The 21,603-nt window shown below is 72.9% G+C and carries 25 protein-coding genes; 10 read left to right on the forward strand and 15 right to left on the reverse strand.

What is annotated here, in order from left to right; all coding sequences use genetic code 11:
- The 8 genes from ACOJUF_RS18085 to ACOJUF_RS18120 form a co-directional block, all read right to left on the reverse strand.
- Positions 1–321, reverse strand: a 321-nt coding sequence (locus ACOJUF_RS18085) for an ATP-binding cassette domain-containing protein (RefSeq protein ID WP_420123210.1), incomplete at its 3' end; no start/stop codon positions are given.
- A gap of 10 nt (positions 322–331) precedes the next feature.
- A complete protein-coding gene (locus tag ACOJUF_RS18090; RefSeq protein WP_420123211.1) occupies positions 332–1,465 on the reverse strand; it encodes an ABC transporter substrate-binding protein in 1,134 nt (377 codons plus the stop codon).
- A gap of 129 nt (positions 1,466–1,594) precedes the next feature.
- Positions 1,595–2,920, reverse strand: a complete 1,326-nt coding sequence (locus ACOJUF_RS18095) for a sulfate adenylyltransferase subunit 1 (RefSeq protein ID WP_420123233.1) — start codon at positions 2,918–2,920, stop codon at positions 1,595–1,597.
- 96 nt (positions 2,921–3,016) lie between these two features.
- Positions 3,017–3,946: a sulfate adenylyltransferase subunit CysD gene (gene cysD, locus ACOJUF_RS18100; protein WP_420123212.1), complete on the reverse strand. Its 930-nt coding sequence runs from the start codon at positions 3,944–3,946 to the stop codon at positions 3,017–3,019.
- Entirely contained in the window at positions 3,943–4,533 is a 591-nt protein-coding gene (gene cysC / locus ACOJUF_RS18105; protein ID WP_420123213.1) for an adenylyl-sulfate kinase, read from the reverse strand. The genes cysD and cysC overlap by 4 nt, the downstream gene beginning before the upstream one ends.
- A complete protein-coding gene (locus tag ACOJUF_RS18110; RefSeq protein ID WP_420123214.1) occupies positions 4,530–5,240 on the reverse strand; it encodes a phosphoadenylyl-sulfate reductase in 711 nt (236 codons plus the stop codon). Before ACOJUF_RS18110 ends, cysC begins: the two co-directional genes overlap by 4 nt.
- On the reverse strand, positions 5,237–5,419 hold the full coding sequence (locus tag ACOJUF_RS18115) for a hypothetical protein (RefSeq protein WP_420123215.1): 183 nt from the start codon (positions 5,417–5,419) through the stop codon (positions 5,237–5,239). Before ACOJUF_RS18115 ends, ACOJUF_RS18110 begins: the two co-directional genes overlap by 4 nt.
- 31 nt (positions 5,420–5,450) lie before the next feature.
- The gene (locus ACOJUF_RS18120; RefSeq protein WP_420123216.1) at positions 5,451–7,268 is read right to left on the reverse strand and encodes a nitrite/sulfite reductase; all 1,818 of its coding nucleotides are present in this window, start codon (positions 7,266–7,268) and stop codon (positions 5,451–5,453) included.
- Positions 7,269–7,545: 277 nt separating this feature from the next.
- Between ACOJUF_RS18120 and ACOJUF_RS18125 the strand changes: the two genes are divergently transcribed.
- Positions 7,546–8,502 carry a hypothetical protein gene (locus tag ACOJUF_RS18125; RefSeq protein ID WP_420123217.1) on the forward strand — a complete coding sequence of 319 codons (957 nt, stop codon included), beginning with the start codon at positions 7,546–7,548 and terminating at the stop codon, positions 8,500–8,502.
- 8 nt (positions 8,503–8,510) lie between these two features.
- Positions 8,511–9,350, forward strand: coding sequence for an aldo/keto reductase (locus tag ACOJUF_RS18130; RefSeq protein WP_420123218.1), 840 nt, complete (start codon positions 8,511–8,513; stop codon positions 9,348–9,350).
- A gap of 76 nt (positions 9,351–9,426) precedes the next feature.
- Here ACOJUF_RS18130 and ACOJUF_RS18135 read toward each other — a convergent pair whose 3' ends face one another.
- Complete coding sequence (locus tag ACOJUF_RS18135) at positions 9,427–10,377, reverse strand: sulfotransferase (RefSeq protein WP_420123219.1); 951 nt, start codon at positions 10,375–10,377, stop codon at positions 9,427–9,429.
- Between the two features lie 365 nt (positions 10,378–10,742).
- Between ACOJUF_RS18135 and ACOJUF_RS18140 the strand changes: the two genes are divergently transcribed.
- Both ACOJUF_RS18140 and ACOJUF_RS18145 read left to right on the forward strand, forming a co-directional pair.
- Positions 10,743–11,933 carry a DNA recombination protein RmuC gene (locus tag ACOJUF_RS18140; RefSeq protein WP_420123220.1) on the forward strand — a complete coding sequence of 397 codons (1,191 nt, stop codon included), beginning with the start codon at positions 10,743–10,745 and terminating at the stop codon, positions 11,931–11,933.
- Positions 11,930–12,379 (forward strand): DUF6542 domain-containing protein, encoded by a 450-nt coding sequence (locus ACOJUF_RS18145; RefSeq protein WP_420123221.1) that lies wholly within the window; start codon positions 11,930–11,932, stop codon positions 12,377–12,379. The genes ACOJUF_RS18140 and ACOJUF_RS18145 overlap by 4 nt, the downstream gene beginning before the upstream one ends.
- 23 nt (positions 12,380–12,402) lie before the next feature.
- Here ACOJUF_RS18145 and ACOJUF_RS18150 read toward each other — a convergent pair whose 3' ends face one another.
- Complete coding sequence (locus ACOJUF_RS18150) at positions 12,403–13,380, reverse strand: 4-hydroxy-3-methylbut-2-enyl diphosphate reductase (RefSeq protein WP_420123222.1); 978 nt, start codon at positions 13,378–13,380, stop codon at positions 12,403–12,405.
- Positions 13,381–13,465: 85 nt separating this feature from the next.
- On the opposite strand from ACOJUF_RS18150, the gene ACOJUF_RS18155 reads away from it, so the two are divergent.
- From ACOJUF_RS18155 to ACOJUF_RS18165, 3 genes are all read left to right on the forward strand, one after another.
- Entirely contained in the window at positions 13,466–14,197 is a 732-nt protein-coding gene (locus ACOJUF_RS18155) for a lipid droplet-associated protein (RefSeq protein ID WP_420123223.1), read from the forward strand.
- 92 nt (positions 14,198–14,289) lie between these two features.
- Positions 14,290–15,510 carry an exodeoxyribonuclease VII large subunit gene (gene xseA, locus ACOJUF_RS18160; RefSeq protein ID WP_420123224.1) on the forward strand — a complete coding sequence of 407 codons (1,221 nt, stop codon included), beginning with the start codon at positions 14,290–14,292 and terminating at the stop codon, positions 15,508–15,510.
- Positions 15,507–15,794 carry an exodeoxyribonuclease VII small subunit gene (locus tag ACOJUF_RS18165; protein WP_420123225.1) on the forward strand — a complete coding sequence of 96 codons (288 nt, stop codon included), beginning with the start codon at positions 15,507–15,509 and terminating at the stop codon, positions 15,792–15,794. Before xseA ends, ACOJUF_RS18165 begins: the two co-directional genes overlap by 4 nt.
- On the opposite strand, the gene panD is transcribed toward ACOJUF_RS18165, so the two are convergent.
- Together panD and ACOJUF_RS18175 are read right to left on the reverse strand one after the other, a co-directional pair.
- Positions 15,753–16,169 carry an aspartate 1-decarboxylase gene (gene panD / locus ACOJUF_RS18170; RefSeq protein WP_420123226.1) on the reverse strand — a complete coding sequence of 139 codons (417 nt, stop codon included), beginning with the start codon at positions 16,167–16,169 and terminating at the stop codon, positions 15,753–15,755. The genes ACOJUF_RS18165 and panD overlap by 42 nt on opposite strands.
- A 332-nt stretch (positions 16,170–16,501) precedes the next feature.
- Positions 16,502–16,906, reverse strand: a complete 405-nt coding sequence (locus ACOJUF_RS18175) for an arsenate reductase ArsC (protein WP_420123227.1) — start codon at positions 16,904–16,906, stop codon at positions 16,502–16,504.
- Between the two features lie 89 nt (positions 16,907–16,995).
- Between ACOJUF_RS18175 and ACOJUF_RS18180 the strand changes: the two genes are divergently transcribed.
- On the forward strand, positions 16,996–17,679 hold the full coding sequence (locus ACOJUF_RS18180; protein ID WP_420123228.1) for a helix-turn-helix domain-containing protein: 684 nt from the start codon (positions 16,996–16,998) through the stop codon (positions 17,677–17,679).
- Between the two features lie 60 nt (positions 17,680–17,739).
- On the opposite strand, the gene ACOJUF_RS18185 is transcribed toward ACOJUF_RS18180, so the two are convergent.
- Positions 17,740–17,901, reverse strand: a complete 162-nt coding sequence (locus tag ACOJUF_RS18185) for a hypothetical protein (protein WP_420123229.1) — start codon at positions 17,899–17,901, stop codon at positions 17,740–17,742.
- Entirely contained in the window at positions 17,898–18,692 is a 795-nt protein-coding gene (arsM, locus tag ACOJUF_RS18190; protein ID WP_420123230.1) for an arsenite methyltransferase, read from the reverse strand. The genes ACOJUF_RS18185 and arsM overlap by 4 nt, the downstream gene beginning before the upstream one ends.
- 95 nt (positions 18,693–18,787) lie before the next feature.
- Between arsM and ACOJUF_RS18195 the strand changes: the two genes are divergently transcribed.
- Positions 18,788–19,180 (forward strand): ArsR/SmtB family transcription factor, encoded by a 393-nt coding sequence (locus tag ACOJUF_RS18195; RefSeq protein ID WP_420123231.1) that lies wholly within the window; start codon positions 18,788–18,790, stop codon positions 19,178–19,180.
- Between the two features lie 30 nt (positions 19,181–19,210).
- On the opposite strand, the gene ACOJUF_RS18200 is transcribed toward ACOJUF_RS18195, so the two are convergent.
- Entirely contained in the window at positions 19,211–19,969 is a 759-nt protein-coding gene (locus tag ACOJUF_RS18200) for an SDR family oxidoreductase (RefSeq protein WP_420123234.1), read from the reverse strand.
- A gap of 360 nt (positions 19,970–20,329) precedes the next feature.
- Between ACOJUF_RS18200 and ACOJUF_RS18205 the strand changes: the two genes are divergently transcribed.
- A complete protein-coding gene (locus ACOJUF_RS18205) occupies positions 20,330–21,346 on the forward strand; it encodes a PHP domain-containing protein (RefSeq protein ID WP_420123232.1) in 1,017 nt (338 codons plus the stop codon).
- The last annotated feature ends 257 nt before the right edge of the window (positions 21,347–21,603 follow it).

Consider the following 21,603-nt stretch of genomic DNA (forward strand, 5'->3'; position numbering starts at 1 on the left):
CGCCGACTCCTGGAACATCAGCGCCGGCCGCCCGGCGCTGGTGACGGTGCCCGTGGTCGGCGTGTCCAGGTGGCTGATCAGGTTCAGCAGCGTGGACTTGCCGCAACCGGAGGCACCGAGCAGGCAGACGAACTCGCCGGGAGCCACGGACAGGCTGACGTCGTCCAGGGCCTTGACCGAGCCGCGCCGGCTGCGGAAGACCTTGGTGACGTGATCGATGCGGACGGCCGCATCGCTGCCCGGGGACCTTTCTTCGAGCAACGGCACGACCCGAGGGTCGTCCTCGTGGAAGGCGACTTCCGACTCGTCGACGAGTGTCATCCGACTCCCCTTACTCCTGGCCGAGACCGGCCGCGCTGACCGGCTTCTCACCGAGTTCGGTGAGCACTGCGTTGAGCTGACGAAGGTCGTAGATCCCGTTCAGATCGGGCTTGCTGGTGAGCGTGCCGGCCGCCAGACCGTTCTCGGCGATCGTGTCCAGCGTGCCGGCCAGCGGGTCCCAGGTCGGCTCGATGTTGGCGAACGCCGAGGTGATCGTGGCGTCGGCCAGCGGCTTGCCGGTCAGCTCGCCCAGCGCCGCGTTCAGATCGGTCTGCGCCTTGGCCGGATCGGCCTCGATCGCCTTGATCTCCTTGATCTCCCCGCCGATGAGGGCCTTCACCGTCTCCGGATGCTGCTCCAGGAACGGCGTGGCGACGATCAGGATCGTCGTCTGGAACTTCTCGTCCGGCCACAGGGTCTTCTCGTCGACCAGGACCTTGCCGTCGGCCTCGTTGACCAGCCGCGACGCCCACGGCTCGGGCAGCCAGGCGCCGGCGATCTCGCCGGACTTGAACAGGTCCAGGGTCTGCGAGTTCTCCTGGTTGACGATGTCGACGTCGCTGCCGCCGGTCGTCTGGGTCTTGAGTCCGTTGTCCAGCAGCCACTTCCGCAGCGCGACGTCCTGGGTACCACCCAGCTGCGGCGTGGCCAGGGTCTTCCCGGCCAGATCGGCCGGCCCGTTGATGTCCTTGGCCACCACGAAGCTCGCGCCGTTGTCGGTGGCCCCGGCGACGATCCGGATGGCCTCGCCGTTGGACTTGGCGAACGAGTTGATGGCCGGGTTCGGGCCGATGAAGGTGGCGTCGATGGCGCCGGACAGCAGCGCCTCGGTGGCGGCCGGACCGGCGTTGAACGTGGTGGTCTCGAGCTTGGTGTCGCCCAGGGCCTCCTGGAACGTGCCGTTCTTCACGCCGAGCACGGCGGCGGCGTGGGTGACGTTCGGGAAGTAGCCCAGGCGCAGGGTGTCCGCGGCGGTGCCGGCGGGCGCGGCCGATCCGGAGGCCGCCGAACCGGAGGCAGCGGCACTGGTGGTGCCGGACGAGGAGGACGAGGAGCCGCAGGCGGCGAGCGCGAGCACGGCCGCGACGGCGGTCCCGAGCAACGCGGCGGATTTGAGGCGGGCGGGGGTACGGCGGATGGACACGGGTGAATCCTTCAAGCTCGAGGTCCGGTCACGGACCGGGAGTGTGGGCGTTGCTGGGCGAGAGCGGGTACGCGCGGCCGGTACAGGCCGGGCGCGGACATCGCTCGAGAGACAGTGCTTCGTGGCGGCTCATGACAGCCAGTCCTCCTCGACGTCGGCGGTGCTTGCGGGGGTGGTGGTCTGCGGGTGCAGCGCGGCGAGACGGTCGCCGACCATGCCGGCGGCCAGCGAGGTCCCGTCGGCCGGGTCGATGATCAGCAGCGAGCCGACTGCACCGCCGGGCCGGTAGGCCTCGACCGGCACCGGGTCGGCCGTGCGGACGGTGATCTGCGCGATGTCGTTGAGCGTCAGGCTCTCCGGCGCCGGACCGTAGGTCAGCGTGTCGATGTCCAGCAGGTGGTCCAGCGACGTCACCAGCGCCCGGGTCAGCGTGGTCCCGTATCGCAGGAGCGCCCGGGCGCCCGGCTTCAGCGGCTTCTCGGCGAGCTGGGTGACCGTGGCGGTGAACGTGGTGACCGGTTCCGGCGTCGCGCCCGCCGCGATCAGGTCGCCGCGGGAGAGGTCGACGTCGTCGGCCAGCAGCAGGGTGACCGAATCCCCGGCGACCGCGAGATCGCGCGGGCCGTCGGCGGTGTCGATCCCCGTGACGGTCGTCCGGCGGCCGGAGGGCAGCACCACGACCGCGTCGCCCGGACGCACGGTGCCGGACGCGACCCGGCCCGCGTAACCGCGGTAGTCGGGCAGCTCGTCCGAGCGGGGCCGGATCACGTACTGGACCGGGAACCGCAGATCCTCGGTGGCCGAGACGTTCTCCAGGTCCACCGTTTCCAGGTGCTCGAGCACGCTGGGGCCGTCGTACCAACCGATCCGCCCGGACCGGGTGACCACGTTGTCGCCGTTCAGCGCCGAGATCGGGATCGCGGTGATCTCATGGATGCCCAGGCCCTTGGCGTACGCGGAGAATTCGGCGGCGATCGCGTCGAAGACGGCCTGGTCGTAGTCCACCAGGTCGATCTTGTTCACCGCCAGCAGCAGGTGCGGCACGCCGAGCAGGGCGGCCACCGCCGCGTGCCGGCGGGTCTGCGCGACGACGCCGGTCCGGGCGTCGACCAGGATCACCACCAGGTCGGCGGTGGAGGCCCCGGTGACGGTGTTGCGGGTGTACTGCACGTGCCCGGGGGTGTCCGCCAGGATGAACGTCCGCACGCCGGTGGCGAAGTAGCGGTACGCGACGTCGATGGTGATGCCCTGCTCACGCTCCGCCCGCAGCCCGTCCACCAGCAGCGACAGGTCGACGGTCTCCAGCCCGCGGGCCGCCGACGTGCGCTGCACGGCGTCCAGCTGGTCGGACAGGACCGACTTGGAGTCGTGCAGCAGCCGGCCGACGAGCGTGGACTTGCCGTCGTCGACGGACCCGGCGGTGGCGAACCGGAGCAGGCCGCGCGAGTGCGACAGCTCCTCGGCCAGTTCGTGGGCCTGCGCCTCGACATCGGTGCCGGTGTCGAGGCCGGTCTCGGTGCCGGCTTCGGCACCGTTCAGGGAGGTCGTCATTTAGAAATACCCCTCACGCTTGCGGTCCTCCATGGCGGCCTCGGACAGTTTGTCGTCGGCGCGGGTGGCCCCGCGTTCGGTGATCCGGGTGGCGATGATCTCCTCGATCACCGCGCGCACGTCGGTGGCCTGCGAATCCACCGCGCCGGTGCAGGACATGTCGCCGACGGTCCGGTAGCGGACCCACCGGTTCTCCAGCTCCTCACCCTTGGCCGGGCCGCCCCACTCGCCGGGGGTGAGCCACATGCCGTTGCGGGCGAAGACGTCCCGCCGGTGCGCGTAGTAGATCTCGGGCAGGTCGATGTTCTCGGCCTCGATGTAGTTCCACACGTCCAGCTCGGTCCAGTTGGACAGCGGGAACACCCGGACGTGCTCGCCCGGGGCGTGCCGGCCGTTGTACAGGCCCCACAGCTCGGGCCGCTGCTTGCGCGGGTCCCAGCCGCCGAACGCGTCGCGGAGCGAGAAGATCCGCTCCTTGGCCCGGGCCCGCTCCTCGTCGCGGCGGGCGCCGCCGATCACCGCGTCGTACTTCTCCGCGGCGATGGTGTCGACCAGCGGCACGGTCTGCAGCGGGTTGCGGGTGCCGTCGGGCCGCTCGGCGAGCCGGCCGTCGTCGATCCAGTCCTGCACCCTGGCCACGGCCAGCCGCAGCCCGCCGGCCGCCACCACCCGGTCCCGGTAGGCGATCACCTCGGGGAAGTTGTGCCCGGTGTCCACGTGCAGCAGCGAGAACGGCAGCGGCGCGGGATGGAACGCCTTGCGGGCCAGGTGCAGCACCAGCACCGAGTCCTTGCCCGCCGAGAACAGGATGACCGGCTTGTCGAACTGGCCGGCCACCTCACGCAGGATGTGGATGGACTCGGACTCCAGCGCCCGCAGATGCGGGCTGTCGACCCGGCGGGTGGCGAACGTCTCGTCGGTGGCGGTCATATCAGTCCCCGGGAGGTCAGCAGGTCCAGCAGCAGGGCCACCGACGACTCCTGGTCGACGGCCGCGGTGTCGATGCGAAGGTCCGGGTCGGCGGGGACCTCGTACGGGTCGTCGACGCCGGTCATCAAGCTGATCTCGCCGCGGAACGCCTTGGCGTACAAGCCCTTGACGTCGCGGTCGGCGCAGACCTCGACCGGGGTGGACAGGTGCACCTGCAGCAGCGCGGTCCCCCGGTCGGCGTGGTGGGCGCGCACCCGGTCCCGGGCATCGGCGTACGGCGCGATGACCGGGACCAGCACGAGCACGCCGTGCCGGGCCAGCAGTTCGGCCACGAAACCGATCCGGGTGACCTGGGTGTCGCGGTCGGCCTTGCTGAACCCGAGCCCGGCCGACAGGTGCGTGCGCACCTCGTCGCCGTCGAGCAGCTCGGTGTCGATGCCGCGCGCGGCGAGCACCTGGATCAGGGCCTTGGCCAGCGTGGTCTTTCCCGCGCTGGGCAGGCCGGTCAGCCACAGCGTGGCGCCCGGCCGGTCGCGGTGCCCGGCGGCGGACTCCGCCGGCGGCGCCGCGGTCTGGGTCGTCGTCATGTATTGATCCCACATTCGGTCTTGGTCAGCCCGGCCCACCGGCCGGCCCGAGCGTCCTGGCCCGGCAACACCTTCCGGGTGCACGGCTCGCACCCGATGGACGGGTACTCGTCGGACAGCAGGGGGTTGACCAGCACGTTGTTCTTCTCGATGTAGTGGGCGACATCGTCGTCGGACCACGCGGCCAGGGGGGCGATACGGACCTTTCCGCGCTTGGCGTCGAACTGGACGGCCGGAGTGTCGGCCCGGGTGGCCGATTCGGCCCGGCGCATGCCGGTGGCCCACGCCTCGTAACCGCGGAGCGCGCGGTTGAGCGGCGCCACCTTGCGCAGGGCGCAACACAGATCCGGGTCGCGCGCGAACAGGTCCTTGCCGTGCTCGGCGTCCTGCTCGGCGACCGTCTGCAGCGGCAGCAGCCGGCGCAGGGTGACCGGGTAGACCGCCTCGACCGCGTCGGCGGTGCCGATGGTCTCGATGAAGTGGTACCCGGTGTCCAGGAAGAGCACGTCAACGCCCGGGACCACCGTCGAGGCCAGATGGACCAGCACGTTGTCCTGCATCGACCCGGCGATGGCGAACGCCGGGCCGAACGTCGCGCCGGCCCAGCGCAGGATCTCCACGGCGGACGCGTCGGCCAGCTCGACCGCAGCGGTCGCGGCGATCGCCTCGAGTTCGGCCGGCGAGCGCAGGGCGGACGCCGTCGTCACGGAGCCACCTGCGCCGTCGCGGACGGGGCCGCCGAGCGCCCGGCCAGCCCGACGAACTTCACCGCGAACACCCGCAGGCAGTCCCGGCAGCTCCAGGCCCCGTGGCCGGCCTCGCTGGGCCACAGGTTGGTCTCGCCGCAGTACGGGCAGTATTGGGCCGGGGCCCGGTTCTCACTCATCGCGTCCGCCCGCGGTCGTCTCGTCGCCGGCTCATCGCAGCGCGTCCTCGTCGGCGCGCGCGACCCACTGGGCGAACCGCTCGCCCTCGGCGCGCTGCGCCTCGAACGAGGTGACGATCCGCTCGACGAAGTCGGGCAGCTCGTCGCCGGTGATCTTGTGGCCGCGGACCTTCCGGCCGAAGCCGGCGTCCAGGCCCAGACCGCCGCCCAGGTGCACCTGGAAGCCCTCGACCTGCTCGCCGGCGTCGTTGGTGACGATCATGCCCTTGAGCCCGATGTCGGCGATCTGGGTGCGCGCGCAGGCGTTGGGGCAACCGTTGATGTTGATGGTGATCGCCGGCAGCGTCGCGGCCAGGGCGCCGAGCCGGTTCTCCAGCTCGTCGACCAGCGCGATGCCGCGGGCCTTGGTGTCGACGATCGCCAGCTTGCAGAACTCCAGGCCGGTGCAGGCCATCATGTTCCGGCGGAAGGTCGACGGCGTCACCGACAATCCGAGGCCGGCGAGCCCCTTCACCAGCGAGTCGACCCGGTCGGGCTCGACGTCGAGGATGACCAGGCCCTGGTCGGTCGTCATCCGGATCCGGTCGGACCCGTGCGCCTGGACCAGGTCCGCCAGCTGGACCAGCAGCGTGCCGCTGACCCGCCCGACGGTCGGGTTCACCCCGACGTAGAACCGGCCGTCCTTCTGCGGGTGGACCCCGACGTGGTCGCGCGGGCCGTCGTAGTCCGCCGGTGCCGGCCCGTCGATCAGCGGCCGCTTGAGGTACTCGGTCTCGAGAACCTCGCGGAACTTCTCCGTCCCCCAGTCGGCGACCAGGAACTTCAGCCGGGCGCGGTTGCGCAGCCGGCGGTAGCCGTAGTCGCGGAAGATCGACACCACGCCGGCCCACCCGTCCGGGATCTCGTCCAGCGGCACCCAGGCGCCCAGCCGCTGGCCGAGCATCGGGTTGGTGGACAGGCCACCGCCGACCCACAGGTCGAAGCCGGGGCCGTGCTCGGGGTGCACCACGCCGACGAACGCGACGTCGTGGATCTCGTGGGCCACGTCCTGCCGCGGCGAGCCGGAGATCGCGGTCTTGAACTTGCGCGGCAGGTTGGAGAACTCCTCGCTGCCGATGTAGCGGCGCAGGATCTCGTGGACGGCGGGGGTGCCGTCGATCAGCTCGTCCGCGGCGACACCGGCCAGCGGCGAGCCGAGGATGACCCGGGGCACGTCCCCGCAGGCCTCGGCCGTGGTCAGCCCGACGCCCTCGATGGCCGACCAGATGTCGGGCACGTCCTCGACGCGCACCCAGTGCAGTTGGACGTTCTGCCGGTCCGTCAGGTCGGCGGTGTCCCGCGCGTACTTCTGCGACACCTCACCGACGGTCCGCAGGGCGGCCACCGACAGCTGCCCGCCGTCGATGCGCACCCGCATCATGAAGTATTTGTCCTCGAGCTCCTCGGGCTCGAGGACTGCGGTCCGGCCGCCGTCGATGCCCGGCGCCCGCTGGGTGTACAGGCCCCACCAGCGGAACCGGCCGCGCAGGTCGCCCGGATCGATGTCGTCGAAGCCGGTGTGCCGGTAGCGGTTCTCGATCCGGGCGCGCACGTGCAGGCCGTCGTCGTCCTTCTTCATCCGCTCGTTCGGATTCAGCGGCTCCCGGTACCCGAGCGCCCACTGGCCCTGACCACCCGGACGGCGATGGGCCCGGGCCCCCTTCGCGGCGGCCGCCGCGGGCGCCGGAGCACCGTCCCGTGCGGGGGCCGGACGGCGGGCCGGGCGCGACGCCGGAGACTGCGCGGCGGCGTCGACCGGCTGCGGGGCGTGACCGCCGGAGGTGTCGGCGGCGGGCTGTGCGGTGGGCATCTGAGTCCTTGGCGGGATAGCCGGGCGCCGTCGTTCGGCCGCGATGGATCCGCTGATCAGCGGGCGCGCCGGACACGACAGCCCGGCGCAGGGTGCGGCGGCGGGGTGTCAGGCGGCGAGGCAACAGGCAGCGCTGGCGACGCGCACGAGGTCGACCTCGCGGCAGCACACCAGAAACACTCCCTGATCAGACATGCGCCGAAGCATACCGGCACACGGGGCCAGGACCCAGCGCCCGAACGGGGGCGGCCCGCCGGTCGATCGTATGCTCCCCGCCGTGACCTCTCTGGCCCTGCTGGGCGCCGCGCTGTCCGACGAGCCCGCCACCGTGGTCGTCGAGCCACCGGGGACGGGGGTGGGCTTCTGGGCCGGCGGACCCAGCGTCGTGCACGAGGACGGGCTGTTCTACCTGGCCTATCGGCTGCGCCGGCCGGTCGACCAGGGCCGCGGGTACGCCAACGTGGTGGCCCGATCGACCGACGGCATCCACTTCGAGCCGGTCGCGACCCTGTCCGCGGAGACCTTCGACTGCGCCTCGCTGGAGCGGCCCGCACTGATCCGCCGGCCCGACGGTGGGTGGCGCATCTATGTGAGCTGTTCCACATTCGGCTCGAAGCACTGGTGGGTGGAGGCGGTCGACACCGCCCCCGGCGGGGACATCGCCGAGCTGGCCACCGGCACCCGGACCGTCGTCCTGCCCGGGGACGGCACCTCCGCCTGGAAGGACGTGGTGGTCACGCGCGACGGCGACCAGTGGCGCATGTGGGCCTGCGAGCATCTGCTCGACCGCGGCGACGACGAGGCCGACCGGATGCGCACGGTGTACCTGACCAGCACCGACGGGCTGACCTGGACCCCGGGTCGGGTCGCCCTCGGCCCGACCGCGCAGTCGTGGGACGCCCGCGGCGTCCGGGTGACCAGCGCCTGGCAGGCCGACGGCCGGTGGCTGGCCAGCTACGACGGCCGGGCCAGCGCCGCGGAGAACTGGTTCGAACGGACCGGCTTCGCGGCCGGTCCGGCACCCGACGACCTGGCCCCGGTGGCCGGGCCGATCGATCGTGACGGGCACACCCTGCGGTATGTCTCGATCGCCCGGGTGCCGGGCGGCCTGCAGGTCTACTTCGAGGCGCAGCGGGCCGACGGGGCAAACGATCTGCGGACGGTGTTCGTGCCGTCCGCAGCGGCGGCGGGCGTACGGTCGGGACTGTTTTCAGCGCAGTCGAACGAGAGGTGACCATCGGGATGACCGTCCCCACCATCGCATTGAACAACGGCGTGCAGATTCCCCAGTTGGGCTTCGGCGTCTTCCAGATCAAGCCGCAGGACACCGTGCAGGCGGTGACCGCCGCGCTCGACGCCGGCTACCGGCACATCGACACCGCCGAGATGTACGGCAACGAGCAGCAGGTCGGCGACGCCATCAAGGCCTACGACATCGACCCGGCCGAGGTCTTCGTCACCACCAAGCTCAACAACGGCTTTCACGCCTACGACGATGCCCTGCGGGCCATCGACGCCAGCCTGGCCGACCTGCAGCGCGAGCAGATCGACCTGTTCCTGATCCACTGGCCGCTGCCGGCGATCGGCTTCGACGACGCGTGGCGGGCGCTGGAGAAGGGGTACGCCGACGGCAAGCTGCGCGCGATCGGGGTCTCGAACTTCCAGCCGCATCACCTGCGGCGGCTGCACGAGGAATTCACCGTCCGCCCGGCGGTGAACCAGATCGAGGTCCACCCGTACCTGACCCAGACCGACCTGCTGGCCTTCGACGCCGAGCACGAGATCGCCACCGAGGCCTGGTCGCCGATCGCCCAGGGCCTGGTGCTGGACGACCCGGTGATCGTGGAGATCGCCGGCCGGATCGGGCGCACCCCGGCCCAGGTGGTGCTGCGCTGGCACATCCAGCTCGGCAGCATCGTGTTCCCGAAGTCGCTCCAGCCGGCCCGGATGGCCGAGAACTTCGACATCTTCGGCTTCGAGTTGGCCGACGACGACATGGCCCTGATCTCGGCCCTGAACCGGGACGAGCGCACCGGGCCGAACCCCGACGAGTTCAACTGGATCCCCGGCACGCCGCGCTGATCCGGCCTGCGGGTCGCTGATCGGCCTCGGACGGACCTGAACCGGCCCGCCAGCCTCGCCGGCGGGCCGGTTCCGTTCAGGTCCGGTCGGTGAAGGCGCCCCGGCCCTTGGGGTTCTGCCAGTCGGAGTGATCGACCCCGGTCAATTCGGACAGCAGCGCGTTGTCGTCCCGGAAGGAGGGCAGCAACTCCGCCCGCTGCTCCACCGAGAGGGCGGGACGCCGGTGATGCCCGCGCTGCAGCACTCCCAGCGCGACCTTCTCCCCCTGCCGCCAGATCTGCGGCGGCACCAGCGCCCCGGCCGCGGCCCCGGCCCGGACGCCGTACCGCAGCACCCGGTTGACCGGGGTGTCCGGCACCCAGTCCTTGACGTTGGCGCCGGGAATCGTGGTGACCACCCCGGTCGCCACGCCCAGGAACGCGCAGATGCGGTCCAGCACCTCGGCGGTGTTGTCGATGAGCTGCCGGTACCGCAGCACGAAGACCTGCTCCCGGGGGAACACCCCGTACAGGTGCTCGAGCTGGCGCCCGTACAGGCCGGTCTCCAGGTACCGCCAGAACGGCGCCCAGCCCGCCGCGATCCGCTCCGGCTCCTGGCGGCAGGCGGCCAGGAAGTCGGCCTCCGGTTCGAGGCCGTCACACCACAGGTGGACCCAGTTGGAGTAGGCCCGGTCCACCGGGTCACGGACGACCGCGATCATCTTGACGTCCGGGATCAGGGCGTGGATCCGCCGGTGGGCGGCGGTGTCCCAGAGGTAGAAGGGGGTCGACTCGCCGCGCAGCGTGCCGGCCGGCGCCGGGTCGAACAGCCGCTCGTAGGCGGACCGGTCCCAGACCCATTCCTGCGCGCTGTGGGCGTCGCCCGGCCCCCGCTGGTGCGCCCGATCGGGCCGCCGGCCATCGGTCAGGAAGAACTTGGGCTCCTTCGGCGTGGACAGGAACAGCTCGGGGTGCGGGATGAGGGCGTCGTGCAGCGCGGTCGACCCGCATTTGGGTGAGCCGATGATGAGGAAGTCGGGCAGAGCCATGGGGAGTTCACTCCGGTCTCGACGAGCGGGTACGGGTGCGCGGCGGTGCACACGGACAACGGGGTGAGGCGAGAGGGCGTACCACCGGCGATGCCGAACCCGGCGAGTTGGACGCGGGGGCGGCGGGGTGGACGCGGCGGGGGTCAGGAACAGGCGGCGCTGGTCACGCGCAGCAGGTCGACCTCGCGGCGGCACACCAGCCGCAGACCCCGGGTCACCATGGCCGGGGAGCCTAACGCATCCGGCCGCGACGCGGCCGGGGCATCGACCCGCACGGGGCGAAACCTCCGTCCCACCGGACCCGACCGGCCGTTGCCGGGCGCGGTGACCCGGCACTGTCGGACCGGCCCGGCATCATCGGCGCCATGGACACCTCGGCGCTGCTGCTCGGCGGACTCCTGCTGATCGTGGGCCTCGTCGTCGGGCTCGTCGTCGGCGTCCTGCTGGGCCGGGCCCATCCCCGCGACCGGACGGCCACCGGAGCCGGGCTCGACGCTCTGCTGGCTCCGGCGGCCGATGCGATGCAGCGGGTCGAGGAGCACCTGCACGAGGTGGAGCGGGACCGGGCGGCGGCCTACGCGGGCCTGCGCGAGCAGGTGTCCGCCCTGCACCTGACGTCGGCCGAGCTGAACCGGCACACCCGGGCGCTGGCCGGTGCGCTCAGCGCCCCGCAGATCCGCGGCCGGTGGGGCGAGACACAGCTGCGGCGGGTGGTCGAGCTGGCCGGGATGGTCGAACACTGCGACTTCGACGTGCAGATCGGCGGCCGGTCCACCGACCCGGATGCAGCCGGCGTGCGACCCGACATGATCATCCGGCTGTCCGGCGGGCGTCAGGTCCCGGTCGACGCGAAGGTGCCGTTCGCCTCCTATCTGGAGGCGGCGGGCTGCCCGGACGACCGGCGCCGCGCGGCGCTGCTCGCCGCGCATGCCCGGGCCCTGCGCGGCCACGTGGACGCGTTGGCCGCGAAGGCCTATTGGCGGCATTTCCAGCCGGCGCCGGAGTTCGTGGTGCTGTTCGTGCCCGGCGACCCGCTGCTTGACGCGGCGCTGTCCGCGGACCCGGGGCTGAGCGACTACGCGTTCGGCCGCAACGTCGTGCTGGCCACCCCGGGGACCCTGATCGCGCTGCTGCGCACCGTCGCCCACGTCTGGCGCCAGGAACGGCTGTCGGCCACCGCCGCCGAGGTGTACGAGCTGGGCCGGGAGCTGCACCGCCGGCTGAGCACCCTGTCCGGGCATCTGTCGTCCGTGGGCGCCGGCCTTGACCGGGCGGTCAAGTCCTACAACAACACGGTGCGGTCGCTCGAGACGCGGGTCCTGGTCTCGGCCCGCCGGATGGCCGACCTGGGTGTCAGCGGGGAGCCGCTGACCACCCCGAACCAGGTGGAGACCGCCCCTCTGGTCCCCCGGCAGGCCGACCCCGATGACCCGATGGCCGCGGCCGCGGACGCGACCGTTGACGCGGCGCTGCGCCGGGAAGCGGCCGAATCGGTGTATGTCACGCGTTTGTCCGACCGCCCGTCACGCGCCCGGGACGCTACCTTTGACCAATGACCACGAACGCCGCGGCTCGGCCGCGCCTCGCCGACGCCTCGGTGGTGTCCTCGGTCCGGGGCTGGCCGTCCTGGGCGGTCATCGTCCTGGCGCTCGGCTGCACCCTGGCCGGCGCGGCCATCGACGGGCTGACCGTCGGGGTGCTGTCGTGGGGTCTGCGGATCGGCTTCTACGTGGGCGTGCTCGGTGCGGCGCTGCTGGTCCGGCGCAAGTCCATCTTCACCGCCATGGTCCAGCCGCCGTTGGTGCTGGTCGTGGGCCTGATCGTCGGCGGCATGCTGTTCACCAACACCGGCGGCCTGTACAGCACCGCCCTGCGGCTGATCGCGACCTTCCCGACCATGGCGATGGGCACGGCTGCGGCGGTGCTGATCGGCCTGATCCGCATCGTGGCCCAGCCGTTGCGGCCCAAGGCCGGACGCGGCACCCGGCCCGCGCACGGCTGACCCGGGCCGCCCGGGCCCGCGGCTCAGGCGCGACCGCCGCCCGGCGCCGGCCGCCGCAGCTCCTTGGGCAGCGAGAAGGTCAGCGTCTCCGTGGCCGCGGTGAACTCCTCGGCCTCGGGAAAGTCGCGGTCCTGCAGGTGCGCCAGCACGCCGGCGACCAGGTCGTCGGGAACCGACGCCCCACTGGTCACCCCGACCGTGGTCACCCCGTCCAGCCAGGCCTCGTCGATCTCACCGGCGTCGTCCACCAGGTAGGCGGCGTCGGCCCCCGCGCCCTTGGCCACCTCGACCAGCCGGACGGAGTTGGAGGAGTTCTTCGACCCCACGACGATCACCAGGTCGCAGTCCGGGGCGATCTGCTTGACGACCTCCTGGCGGTTCTGCGTCGCGTAGCAGATGTCGTCGCTGGGCGGCGAGGTCATCAGCGGGAACCGCTTGCGCAGCAGGTCGACCGTGCCCAGCGTCTCGTCGACGGACAGGGTGGTCTGGGACAGCCAGATCACCTTCTCCGGGTCGCGGACGGTGACCGAATCGACGTCGGAGGCGTCGTTGACCAGCTGGATCGACTCCGGGGCCTCGCCCTGGGTGCCCTCGACCTCCTCGTGCCCGCGGTGCCCGATCAGCAAGATGTCGTAGTCCTCGGACGCGAACCGGCGGGCCTCCTTGTGCACCTTGGTCACCAGGGGGCACGTGGCGTCGATCACCCGGAGCTGCCGCTGGGCGGCCTGCTCGTGGACGGCCGGTGAGACGCCGTGCGCCGAGAACACCACCAGCGCACCTTCGGGCACCTCGTCGGTCTCCTCGACGAAGATCGCGCCGCGCGCCTGCAGGTTGGCGACCACACGCTTGTTGTGCACGATCTGTTTCCGCACGTAGACCGGGGCGCCGTACTGCTCGAGGGCCTTCTCGACCGTCACGACGGCGCGATCCACGCCGGCGCAGTAGCCACGGGGGCTGGCCAGCAGGACACGCTTGGCGGGCGGGGCGGTCGCAGCAGTCATGACCCAATCGTAGGTGCGACCCGAGAGATGGATCCCCCGCCGACCGGGGTGCGCGCCCGCCGGGCGATACGGCAGGCTGGTCAGCATGGCCATCACGCTGCCCTTTCCCGTCCGGGTCGCTGCCGGCATCGTCGCGACCGGTATCCAGTTGGTGCGGTCACTGCCCGAGGAGCTGCCGGCCATCCCGGTGGCCCTCGTGGGCAACGCCATGCGCCTGTCCATGAAGGTGCAGCAGGAGTTCACCAGCCTGGCCACCCGGGGCGACGAGCTGCTCGGCGGCCTGATCGGCGGCAGCCCGCAGGAGAAGCCCGGCTGGGCGACGTTCGACGAGGACGAGCCACCGGCGCCGCGCCCGCGGACGAGCGCGCCCGCGGGCAAGCCCACCGCGGCCCCGGCGGGGCGGAGCTCCACGACCGCCACGCCGGTCGCGCCGGCGCGGCCGCCGGCCGAAGGGCGCACGGCGCCCGAGGCGTCGTCGCTGCCCGATCCGGACACCACCGCGATCCAGGCCGCCGCCGAGGTGTCCGACGCAGTGGTGGACCTGGCGACCCACGCCGCGCCGTCGCCCACCGCAAACGGCGGCCCGGCCGGCCCGGCGACGGAGACGGACGGTTCGGTCGAGGAGCAGACCGCCGGCCCGGCCGTCCTGCCCGGCTACGACGCCATGACCCTGTCCCAGGTCCGTGGTCACCTGCGCGACCTGTCGGCCGCCGACGTCACCGCGTTGCTGGACTACGAGCAGTCCGGCGACAACCGCGCGCCGTTCCTGACCCTGCTGTCCAACCGGTTAGTCACCCTGGGCGCCCAGGACTCGTGACCCGCTCGCCCGAACCCGCCCGGCCCCCGGACTCATCCCGCCCGCCCTTCCCGGCCAAGGCGGGCGACACCACACGGGAGAATCCGTGGCCGGTGCGGACCCTGGCCCAGCGGATGACCGAGTACATCGCCCGGTCCCCCGCCGCCTGGATCGAAGGCCAGATCGCCCAGGTCAACCTCCGCGCCGGGTCCCCGACGTCGTTCGTCACGCTGCGGGATCCGTCCGTGCCGATGTCGGTGCAGATGGCCTGCCCGCGGTCGCTGCTGACCGCGATGGAGCCGCCGCCCGGCGAGGGGTCCCGGATCGTCGTCCACGGGCGGTTCGAGTTCTACCCGGCCCGCGGCAGCCTGACCTTCCGGGTGGATCAGGTACACCCGGTCGGCATCGGCGAGCTGCTGGCCCGGCTGGAACGGCTGCGCCGGCTGCTGGCTGCCGAGGGCCTGACCGCCGCCGAACGCAAGCGGCCGGTGCCGTTCCTGCCCCACGTCGTCGGGTTGATCACCGGCCGGGCCAGCGCCGCCGAGTCCGACGTGCTGGCCAACGCCCGGGCCCGCTGGCCGGCGGTGCGGTTCCGGGTGGAGAACCCGGCCGTCCAAGGCGTGTCGGCGGTCCCGCAGATCATGGAGGCGCTGGCCCGGCTCGACGCCGACCCGGAGGTCGACGTCATCGTGCTGGCCCGCGGCGGCGGCAGCATGGAGGACCTGCTGCCGTTCTCCGACGAGGCCCTGTGCCGGGCCGTCTCCCGCTGCCGCACCCCGGTGATCTCGGCGATCGGCCACGAGCCCGACCACCCCATCGTCGACGACGTCGCCGACGTCCGGTGCTCCACGCCCACCGACGCCGGCAAACGGGTCGTCCCCGACGCGGCGGCCGAGCGCCGGCAGGTCGAGCAGTTGCAGGCGCGGGCCCGGCGCGCGCTCACCGGTTGGGTGACCACCGAGGAGGCCCGGCTGCGCCGGCTCACCTCGGCCGCCGTCCTGGTCGACCCGCTGACGCCCCTCGACCGCCGGGCGGCGGAGGTGGCGGCGCTGCGCGAGCGGGCGCGGGTGACGATCACCATGACGCTGGAGCGGATCGAACGCGACGTCGCCCACCGCACGGCCCAGCTGCGCGTCCTCGGTCCGGCCGCGACGTTGGCCCGGGGGTACGCGGTCGTCCAGAGCGGCGGCCACGTCCTGCGCACCGTCGCCGACGCCCCGGCCGGAGCTCCGCTGCGGATCCGGGTCGCCGACGGCGCGGTGCTGGGCGTCAGTTCCGGCCCCGAACGCACCGCCCCCGAACGCACCGGCCCCGAACGAAAGGACGAGCGATGACCCCGCCCTCCGGGATCGACCTCAGCAAGAACGGGCGGGCCGGCGAACCGCCGGACGCGGCCGACCCCGCGGCCAGCTACGAGCACGCCCGGGACGAGCTGGCCACCGTCGTCGCCCGGCTGGAATCCGGCGGCCTGTCACTGGACGACTCACTCACCCTGTGGGAAAGGGGGGAGCAGTTGGCCGCGATCTGCACGCGGTTCCTCGACGGCGCCCGGGAGCGGGTCGAGCAGGCGCTGCGCTCAGGAACGGCCGATACCGGTCGGGATGAGCCCGAAGCCTAGGGGCACATCGCCGGGGTCGGCACCCAGTTGCACGATCGAATTGGCCGCGTCCACGAAGACCACCCGCGGCTCCCGGGACCGCGCCTCGGCGTCCGTCAGCAGCCCGTAAGCGATGATGATCACGATGTCGCCGGGGTGCACCAGGTGGGCGGCGGCGCCGTTGATGCCAACCTTCCCGCTGCCCCGGTCGCCGGCGATCACGTAGGTGCTCAGCCGCGCCCCGTTCGTCACGTCCACCACGTCGACCTGCTGGCCGGGGAGCAGGTCGGCGGCATCGAGCAGGTCGGAGTCGATCGTGATCGACCCGACGTAGTCCAGATTCGCCTCGGTCACGGTGGCCCGGTGGATCTTGCCGAGCAGCATCGGTCGCAACATCACGCCTCCCGGGTCCAGGTCGATGCAGGGGCTGCAGTGGGTGGAAGCCGCGGCGACGGTGACGCGGCCGTATCAGTATCGCGGCAGCGTGCGCCCGTCATGCGGTGAGGGTCATCACACGATCGTGTCAGTGACGAGGGCCGCACCCACCGGCCCCCGATCCGCTCCGTGGCTCACGCCGGGTCGGCGATCCGTCCGGCACCCGGCTGCCGACCCGGTGCGGACCTCGCCCGGCCAGGCCCGGCGCGGGCGCGGCCTGCAGTTCGCGGTCGCCTGATCGCGGTCACCGGGCCGGGGCACCGGGCCCCGTCGCCGGCCCGGTGGGGCAGCGATCAGACCGGCAGCAGCTCGGCGAGCAGGCTGGTGACCCGGACCCGGATCTCGTCGCGGATGGGCCGGACGGCCTCGATGCCCTGGCCGGCCGGATCGTCGAGCTTCCAGTCCTCGTAGCGCTTGCCCGGGAAGACCGGGCAGGTGTCCCCGCAGCCCATCGTGATCACCACATCGGAGGCGCGGACCGCGTCGGTGGTCAGGATCTTCGGCTGCTGGTCGGAGATGTCGATGCCGACCTCGGCCATGGCGTCCCGGGCGACCGGGTTGATCCGGTCGGCGGGCACCGAGCCGGCCGACCGCACCTCGACCCGGCCGCCGGACAGCGCCGTCAGGAACCCGGCGGCCATCTGCGAGCGACCGGCGTTGTGCACGCAGACGAACAGGACACTGGGCTGGTCGGGCATCGGATGGCCTCCGCCGGGATCGGCGGCCGCAGGCTGGACGCGGCCGATTGCCTCAACGATACTTGACTCAATAACCATGGAGGTCAGGGGTGGACGAGAGCGTGCTGCGCCGGGCCCGGGTGCACTCCGCGCTCGGCGAGCCGGCCCGGCTGGCGATCGTCGACCGGTTGATCCCCGGCGACGCGGCCCCCGGCGAGCTGGCCCGCGAGCTGGGGCTGGCAACGAACCTGCTCGCCCACCACCTGCGGGTGCTGGAGCGGGCCGGCGTCATCCGCCGGTCACCGTCGGAGGGCGATCGTCGCCGCAGCTATGTCCGGCTGCACTGGGAGGAACCACTGGTCCGGGACGTGCTGACGCCCACCGGGACCGATCCCGTCCGGGGGCGGCGGGTCGTGTTCGTCTGCACCCACAACTCCGCCCGGTCGCAACTCGCAGCGGCGGCGTGGACCCGGGTCAGTCCGGTGCCGGCCGGCTGCGCCGGCACCCACCCGGCCGCGCACGTGCATCCGGGCGCCGTCGCGGCCGCCCGGCGGCACGGACTGCGACTCGGGCGGGCCCGTCCGGCCCCGGTCGAGCGGGTCCTGTCCCCCGCGGACCTGGTGATCGCGGTCTGCGACAACGCCCACGAGGAACTCGATGCCACCCTGCCCCGGTTGCACTGGTCGATCCCGGACCCCGTCCGCCTCGGGACCGACGCGGCGTTCGACGCCGCTTACGACGACATCGTCCGCCGCGTCACCGGTCTGGACGCGCTGGCCCGCAAATCCGGCTGAGCTCGGGACCTCGGCCGGCCGGGCGCACCGGGCCCCGGCCGGGCCGGGTCAGCACGAGGGTCAGCGCGGGCCGGTGAGTCCGTGGCCGAGGGCGACGGCCCGGTCCCGGGCCGCGGCCGCCCGGCAGGCGGTGTCGCACACCTGCACGGCGGCGCACGCGTCGCAGAACCGCACGGCGGGGCGATCGCGCCAGGCGGCCCGCAGCCGCCCGACCGCGCTCATCGCTCCGCCCCCGGGCGGCGGGCCCGGATGATCGCCGCGTGCATGCCCGGCGCCGCCTCGTGCGTGAAGGCGACGTCGGCATCGACGAACCCCGCCGAGGCCAGGCCGTCGAGGTATTCGGAGCGGGACAGCGCACCGGCGATGCAGCCAACGTAGGAGCCGCGCTCGGCCCGGTCCGCCGCCGACAGCTCATCCTGCGCCACCACGTCGGAGATCCCGATCCGCCCGCCCGGGGCGAGCACCCGGAACATCTCGGCGAGCACCGCGGGTTTGTCCACCGACAGATTGATCACGCAGTTGGAGATCACCACATCGACCGCGGCATCGGGCAGCGGGATGTCCTCGATGTGCCCCTTGACGAACTCGACGTTCGTCGCCCCCGCACGGGCCGCATTGGCCCGGGCCAGGTCGAGCATCTCGTCCGTCATGTCCAGCCCGTAGGCGAAGCCCGCGGGACCGACCCGCCGGGCGGACAGCAGCACGTCGATGCCCCCACCGGAGCCGAGGTCGAGCACCCGCTCGCCGGCCTTCAACTCGGCCACCGCCAGCGGGTTGCCGCAGCCGAGACTGGCCAGCACGGCCTCCGCGGGCAGTTCGGAGGTCTCCCCCGGTTCGTAGAGCCCGGCCCCGAACGGCGCGTCCTGGTCGTCCAGCACGGTCGCTCCGCCGCCGCCGCAGCAGTCAGCCCGGACCTCCGTCCCGGCCCCGGTCCCGTCGCCCGACCGGGCGACCGTCCGGGCCGCCCGCGCGTACCGCTCCCGGACCTGATCCCGCAATCCCTCGTCCGCCATCGCCCGTCCTCCTCGCCTGCCGTTTCACATCGATGCTCATCGATGCGTTGCCCATGCTGCCAGTCGTATCGACAGACGTCAATACGACTGGCAGGATGACGGGTGTGGCCATCCCGATCCGGACGACGCTCCCGCTGACCGACCTCGCGTCGTGCTGTCCCCCGGGCGCCGGTGGGGTGCTGGACCAGGCATCGGCCGAGCGCTTGGCGACCGTGCTCAAGGCCCTGGCCGAACCGAATCGGCTGCGGCTGATCTCGATGATCGCCGCGAACGCGGCGGCCGGAGCGACCTGCGTCTGCGACCTGATCGAACCGGTCGGGCTGAGCCAGCCGACCGTGTCGCATCATCTGAAGGTGCTGACCGACGCCGGGCTGCTGGCCCGCGAGCAGCGGGGGAAGTGGGCCTACTACTCCCTGGTGCCGGACGCGATGGCCGCCGCGGCCGCGGCGATCAGCCCGCCGGCCGACGGGCGCGCCGACCGCGGCTGAGGCGGAGGACGTTCGGACGCCCCGGCCGGGCTACCCCCGGCCGATGAACGGCATGGCCGTGGCCATCACCGTGATCGTCTGCACGTTCGCGTCCAGGGGCAGCGACGCCATGAAGGCCACCGACCGGCCGACGTCGCGCACGTCCATGGTCGGTTCCACCATCAACGCCCCGTTCGGCTGCGGGGTTCCCGACTGCCAGCGCGCGGTCAGTTCCGTCGCGGCGTTGCCGACATCGATCTGACCGCAGGCGATCCCGTAGGGCCGGCCGTCCAGGGACAGCGACTTGGTCAGCCCGGTGATGGCGTGCTTGGTGGCCGTGTAGGCCACCGCCCGGACGCGGGGGGTCTGCGCCGAGATGGACCCGTTGTTGATGATCCGGCCGCCCTGCGGCTCCTGCGCCCGCATCACCCGGAAGGCCTCGCGGGCGCACAGGAACGCTCCCGTCAGGTTGACCGCGACCACCGCGTTCCATTCCGCCAGCGGAATCTCGTCGATGTCGCGGGACGGCGCGAACATGCCGGCGTTGTTGAACAGCAGGTCGACCCGGCCGAACTCGCGGACCGCGCCGTCGAACACCCCGGCGACGGCGGCCTCGTCGGTGACGTCGGCGGGTCGCGCCACCAGCCGGCCGGGCAGCCCGGCACCGTCGGCCACCACCGACTCCAGCGCCTGCCGCCGGCGGCCGACCAGCCGCACCGTCCACCCGTCGCCGGCCAGCGCCAGGGCGGCGGCCCGCCCGATCCCGCTGCCGCCCCCGGTGACGATCGCGATCCGACCCTGCTCCGCCACCGGGACCTCCTCGTCCACCGACACCCCGGTGAACGCGAAGGCGCCCACCGGGTTCCGATGGTCCCACAGGCCGGGCCACGGTCCGGCCCCCGGCCGGCCGGGGGCCGTCCCCCCATCGGGAACCGGGCCGCGGCGGAGGTGACCAGCTGACCGGGTGTCCCGATCCGCCCGGGTCGTCGGCGTGGCCGAAGCCCGGAGCGGCGGACCGGGAGCGCGTTCGGTCGGCGCCGACCGGTGCCGGCGACACTCGAGCCACCCGTCGAGCCCCGCTGGACGGCCGGCCCGCCTCGGCCGGTGGACGGACATGCCCGCCGTCGTTCGGAACCCGGGCACCGGGCGTCGTGGCCTACTCTGCGGTCCATGGACCCGATCGCCGCGTTGCGCCGGATCGGCTTCCTGCTGGAGCGGGAACGGGCCCCCACCTACCGGGTCCGGGCCTTCCGCAACGCCGCACTCACGCTGGCCGGGCTCGGGCCGGACGAGTTGGACCGGCGGAGCGCGGACCGCACCCTGACCGAGCTGCCGGGCATCGGCAAGACGACCTCCGCGGTCATCGCCCAGGCGCTGGCCGGGCAGGTTCCGGACTACCTGGCCGACCTGGAGGCGCGCGTGGCGCCGCTGACGACCGGCGGCGACGCCATCCGGGCCCGGCTTCGGGGCGATCTGCACTCGCACAGCGACTGGAGCGACGGCGGCAGCCCCATCCAGGAGATGGCTGTCACCGCGATGGAGCTGGGTCACGAGTACCAGGCCCTGACCGACCACTCCCCCCGGCTGACGGTCGCCAACGGGCTCTCGGTCGCCCGGTTGCGCCGCCAGCTGGGCATCATCGCGACGCTCAACGAGCACCTCGGCACCTTCCGGCTGCTGTCGGGGATCGAGTGCGACATCAACGAGGACGGCACCCTCGACCAGACCGACGAGATGCTGGGGGCGGTCGACGTCGTGGTCGCGTCGGTGCACTCCAAACTGAGGTCGGAACCCGGGCCGATGACGCGGCGGATGCTCCGGGCGATCGCCGACCCGCACACCGACGTCCTCGGACACTGCACCGGCCGCCTGGTCACCGGAGGCCGTGGGACCCGGCCGCCCAGCCGGTTCGACGCCGAGGCCGTGTTCGCCGCGTGCGCCGAGCACGAGGTGGCGGTGGAGATCAACAGCCGCCCCGAGCGGCTCGACCCGCCCCGCGCCCTGCTCCGGCAGGCCGTCGCGGCCGGTTGCCTCTTCAGCATCGACACCGACGCCCACGCCCCCGGCCAACTGGACTGGCAGCCCTACGGGTGCGCCCGCGCGCAGGAGTGCGGCGTGCCCGTCGACCGCATCGTCAACACCTGGCCGCTGGACCGGCTGCTCACCTGGACCAACCGCCGCTCCTGACCCGCGCCCTCCCCGATCCCGCGCCGCGGCCCCCTGCCTCCCCGCCGCCCGGCCGCGCCGCCCTCACCCGCCCGGCCGCCCCGCCACCCCGCCCCGCCGCCACCCTGCCCCCCTCACCCGCGCGGATCATCAACGCCGGCGGTGCGCCACGAGGCGCTGCTTGTTCGAGTGGAGGTGAGAGGCCACCACCGCTGACCCTGTCGTAGCGGGGCGGTGGAGCTGAGGGCAGCCCGTTGCCGGGGTACGCCGGGAACGGG

Origin of the sequence: Nakamurella sp., assembly GCF_048594475.1 — a bacterium.
In the GTDB taxonomy this organism is placed as follows: Bacteria; Actinomycetota; Actinomycetes; order Mycobacteriales; family Nakamurellaceae; genus Nakamurella.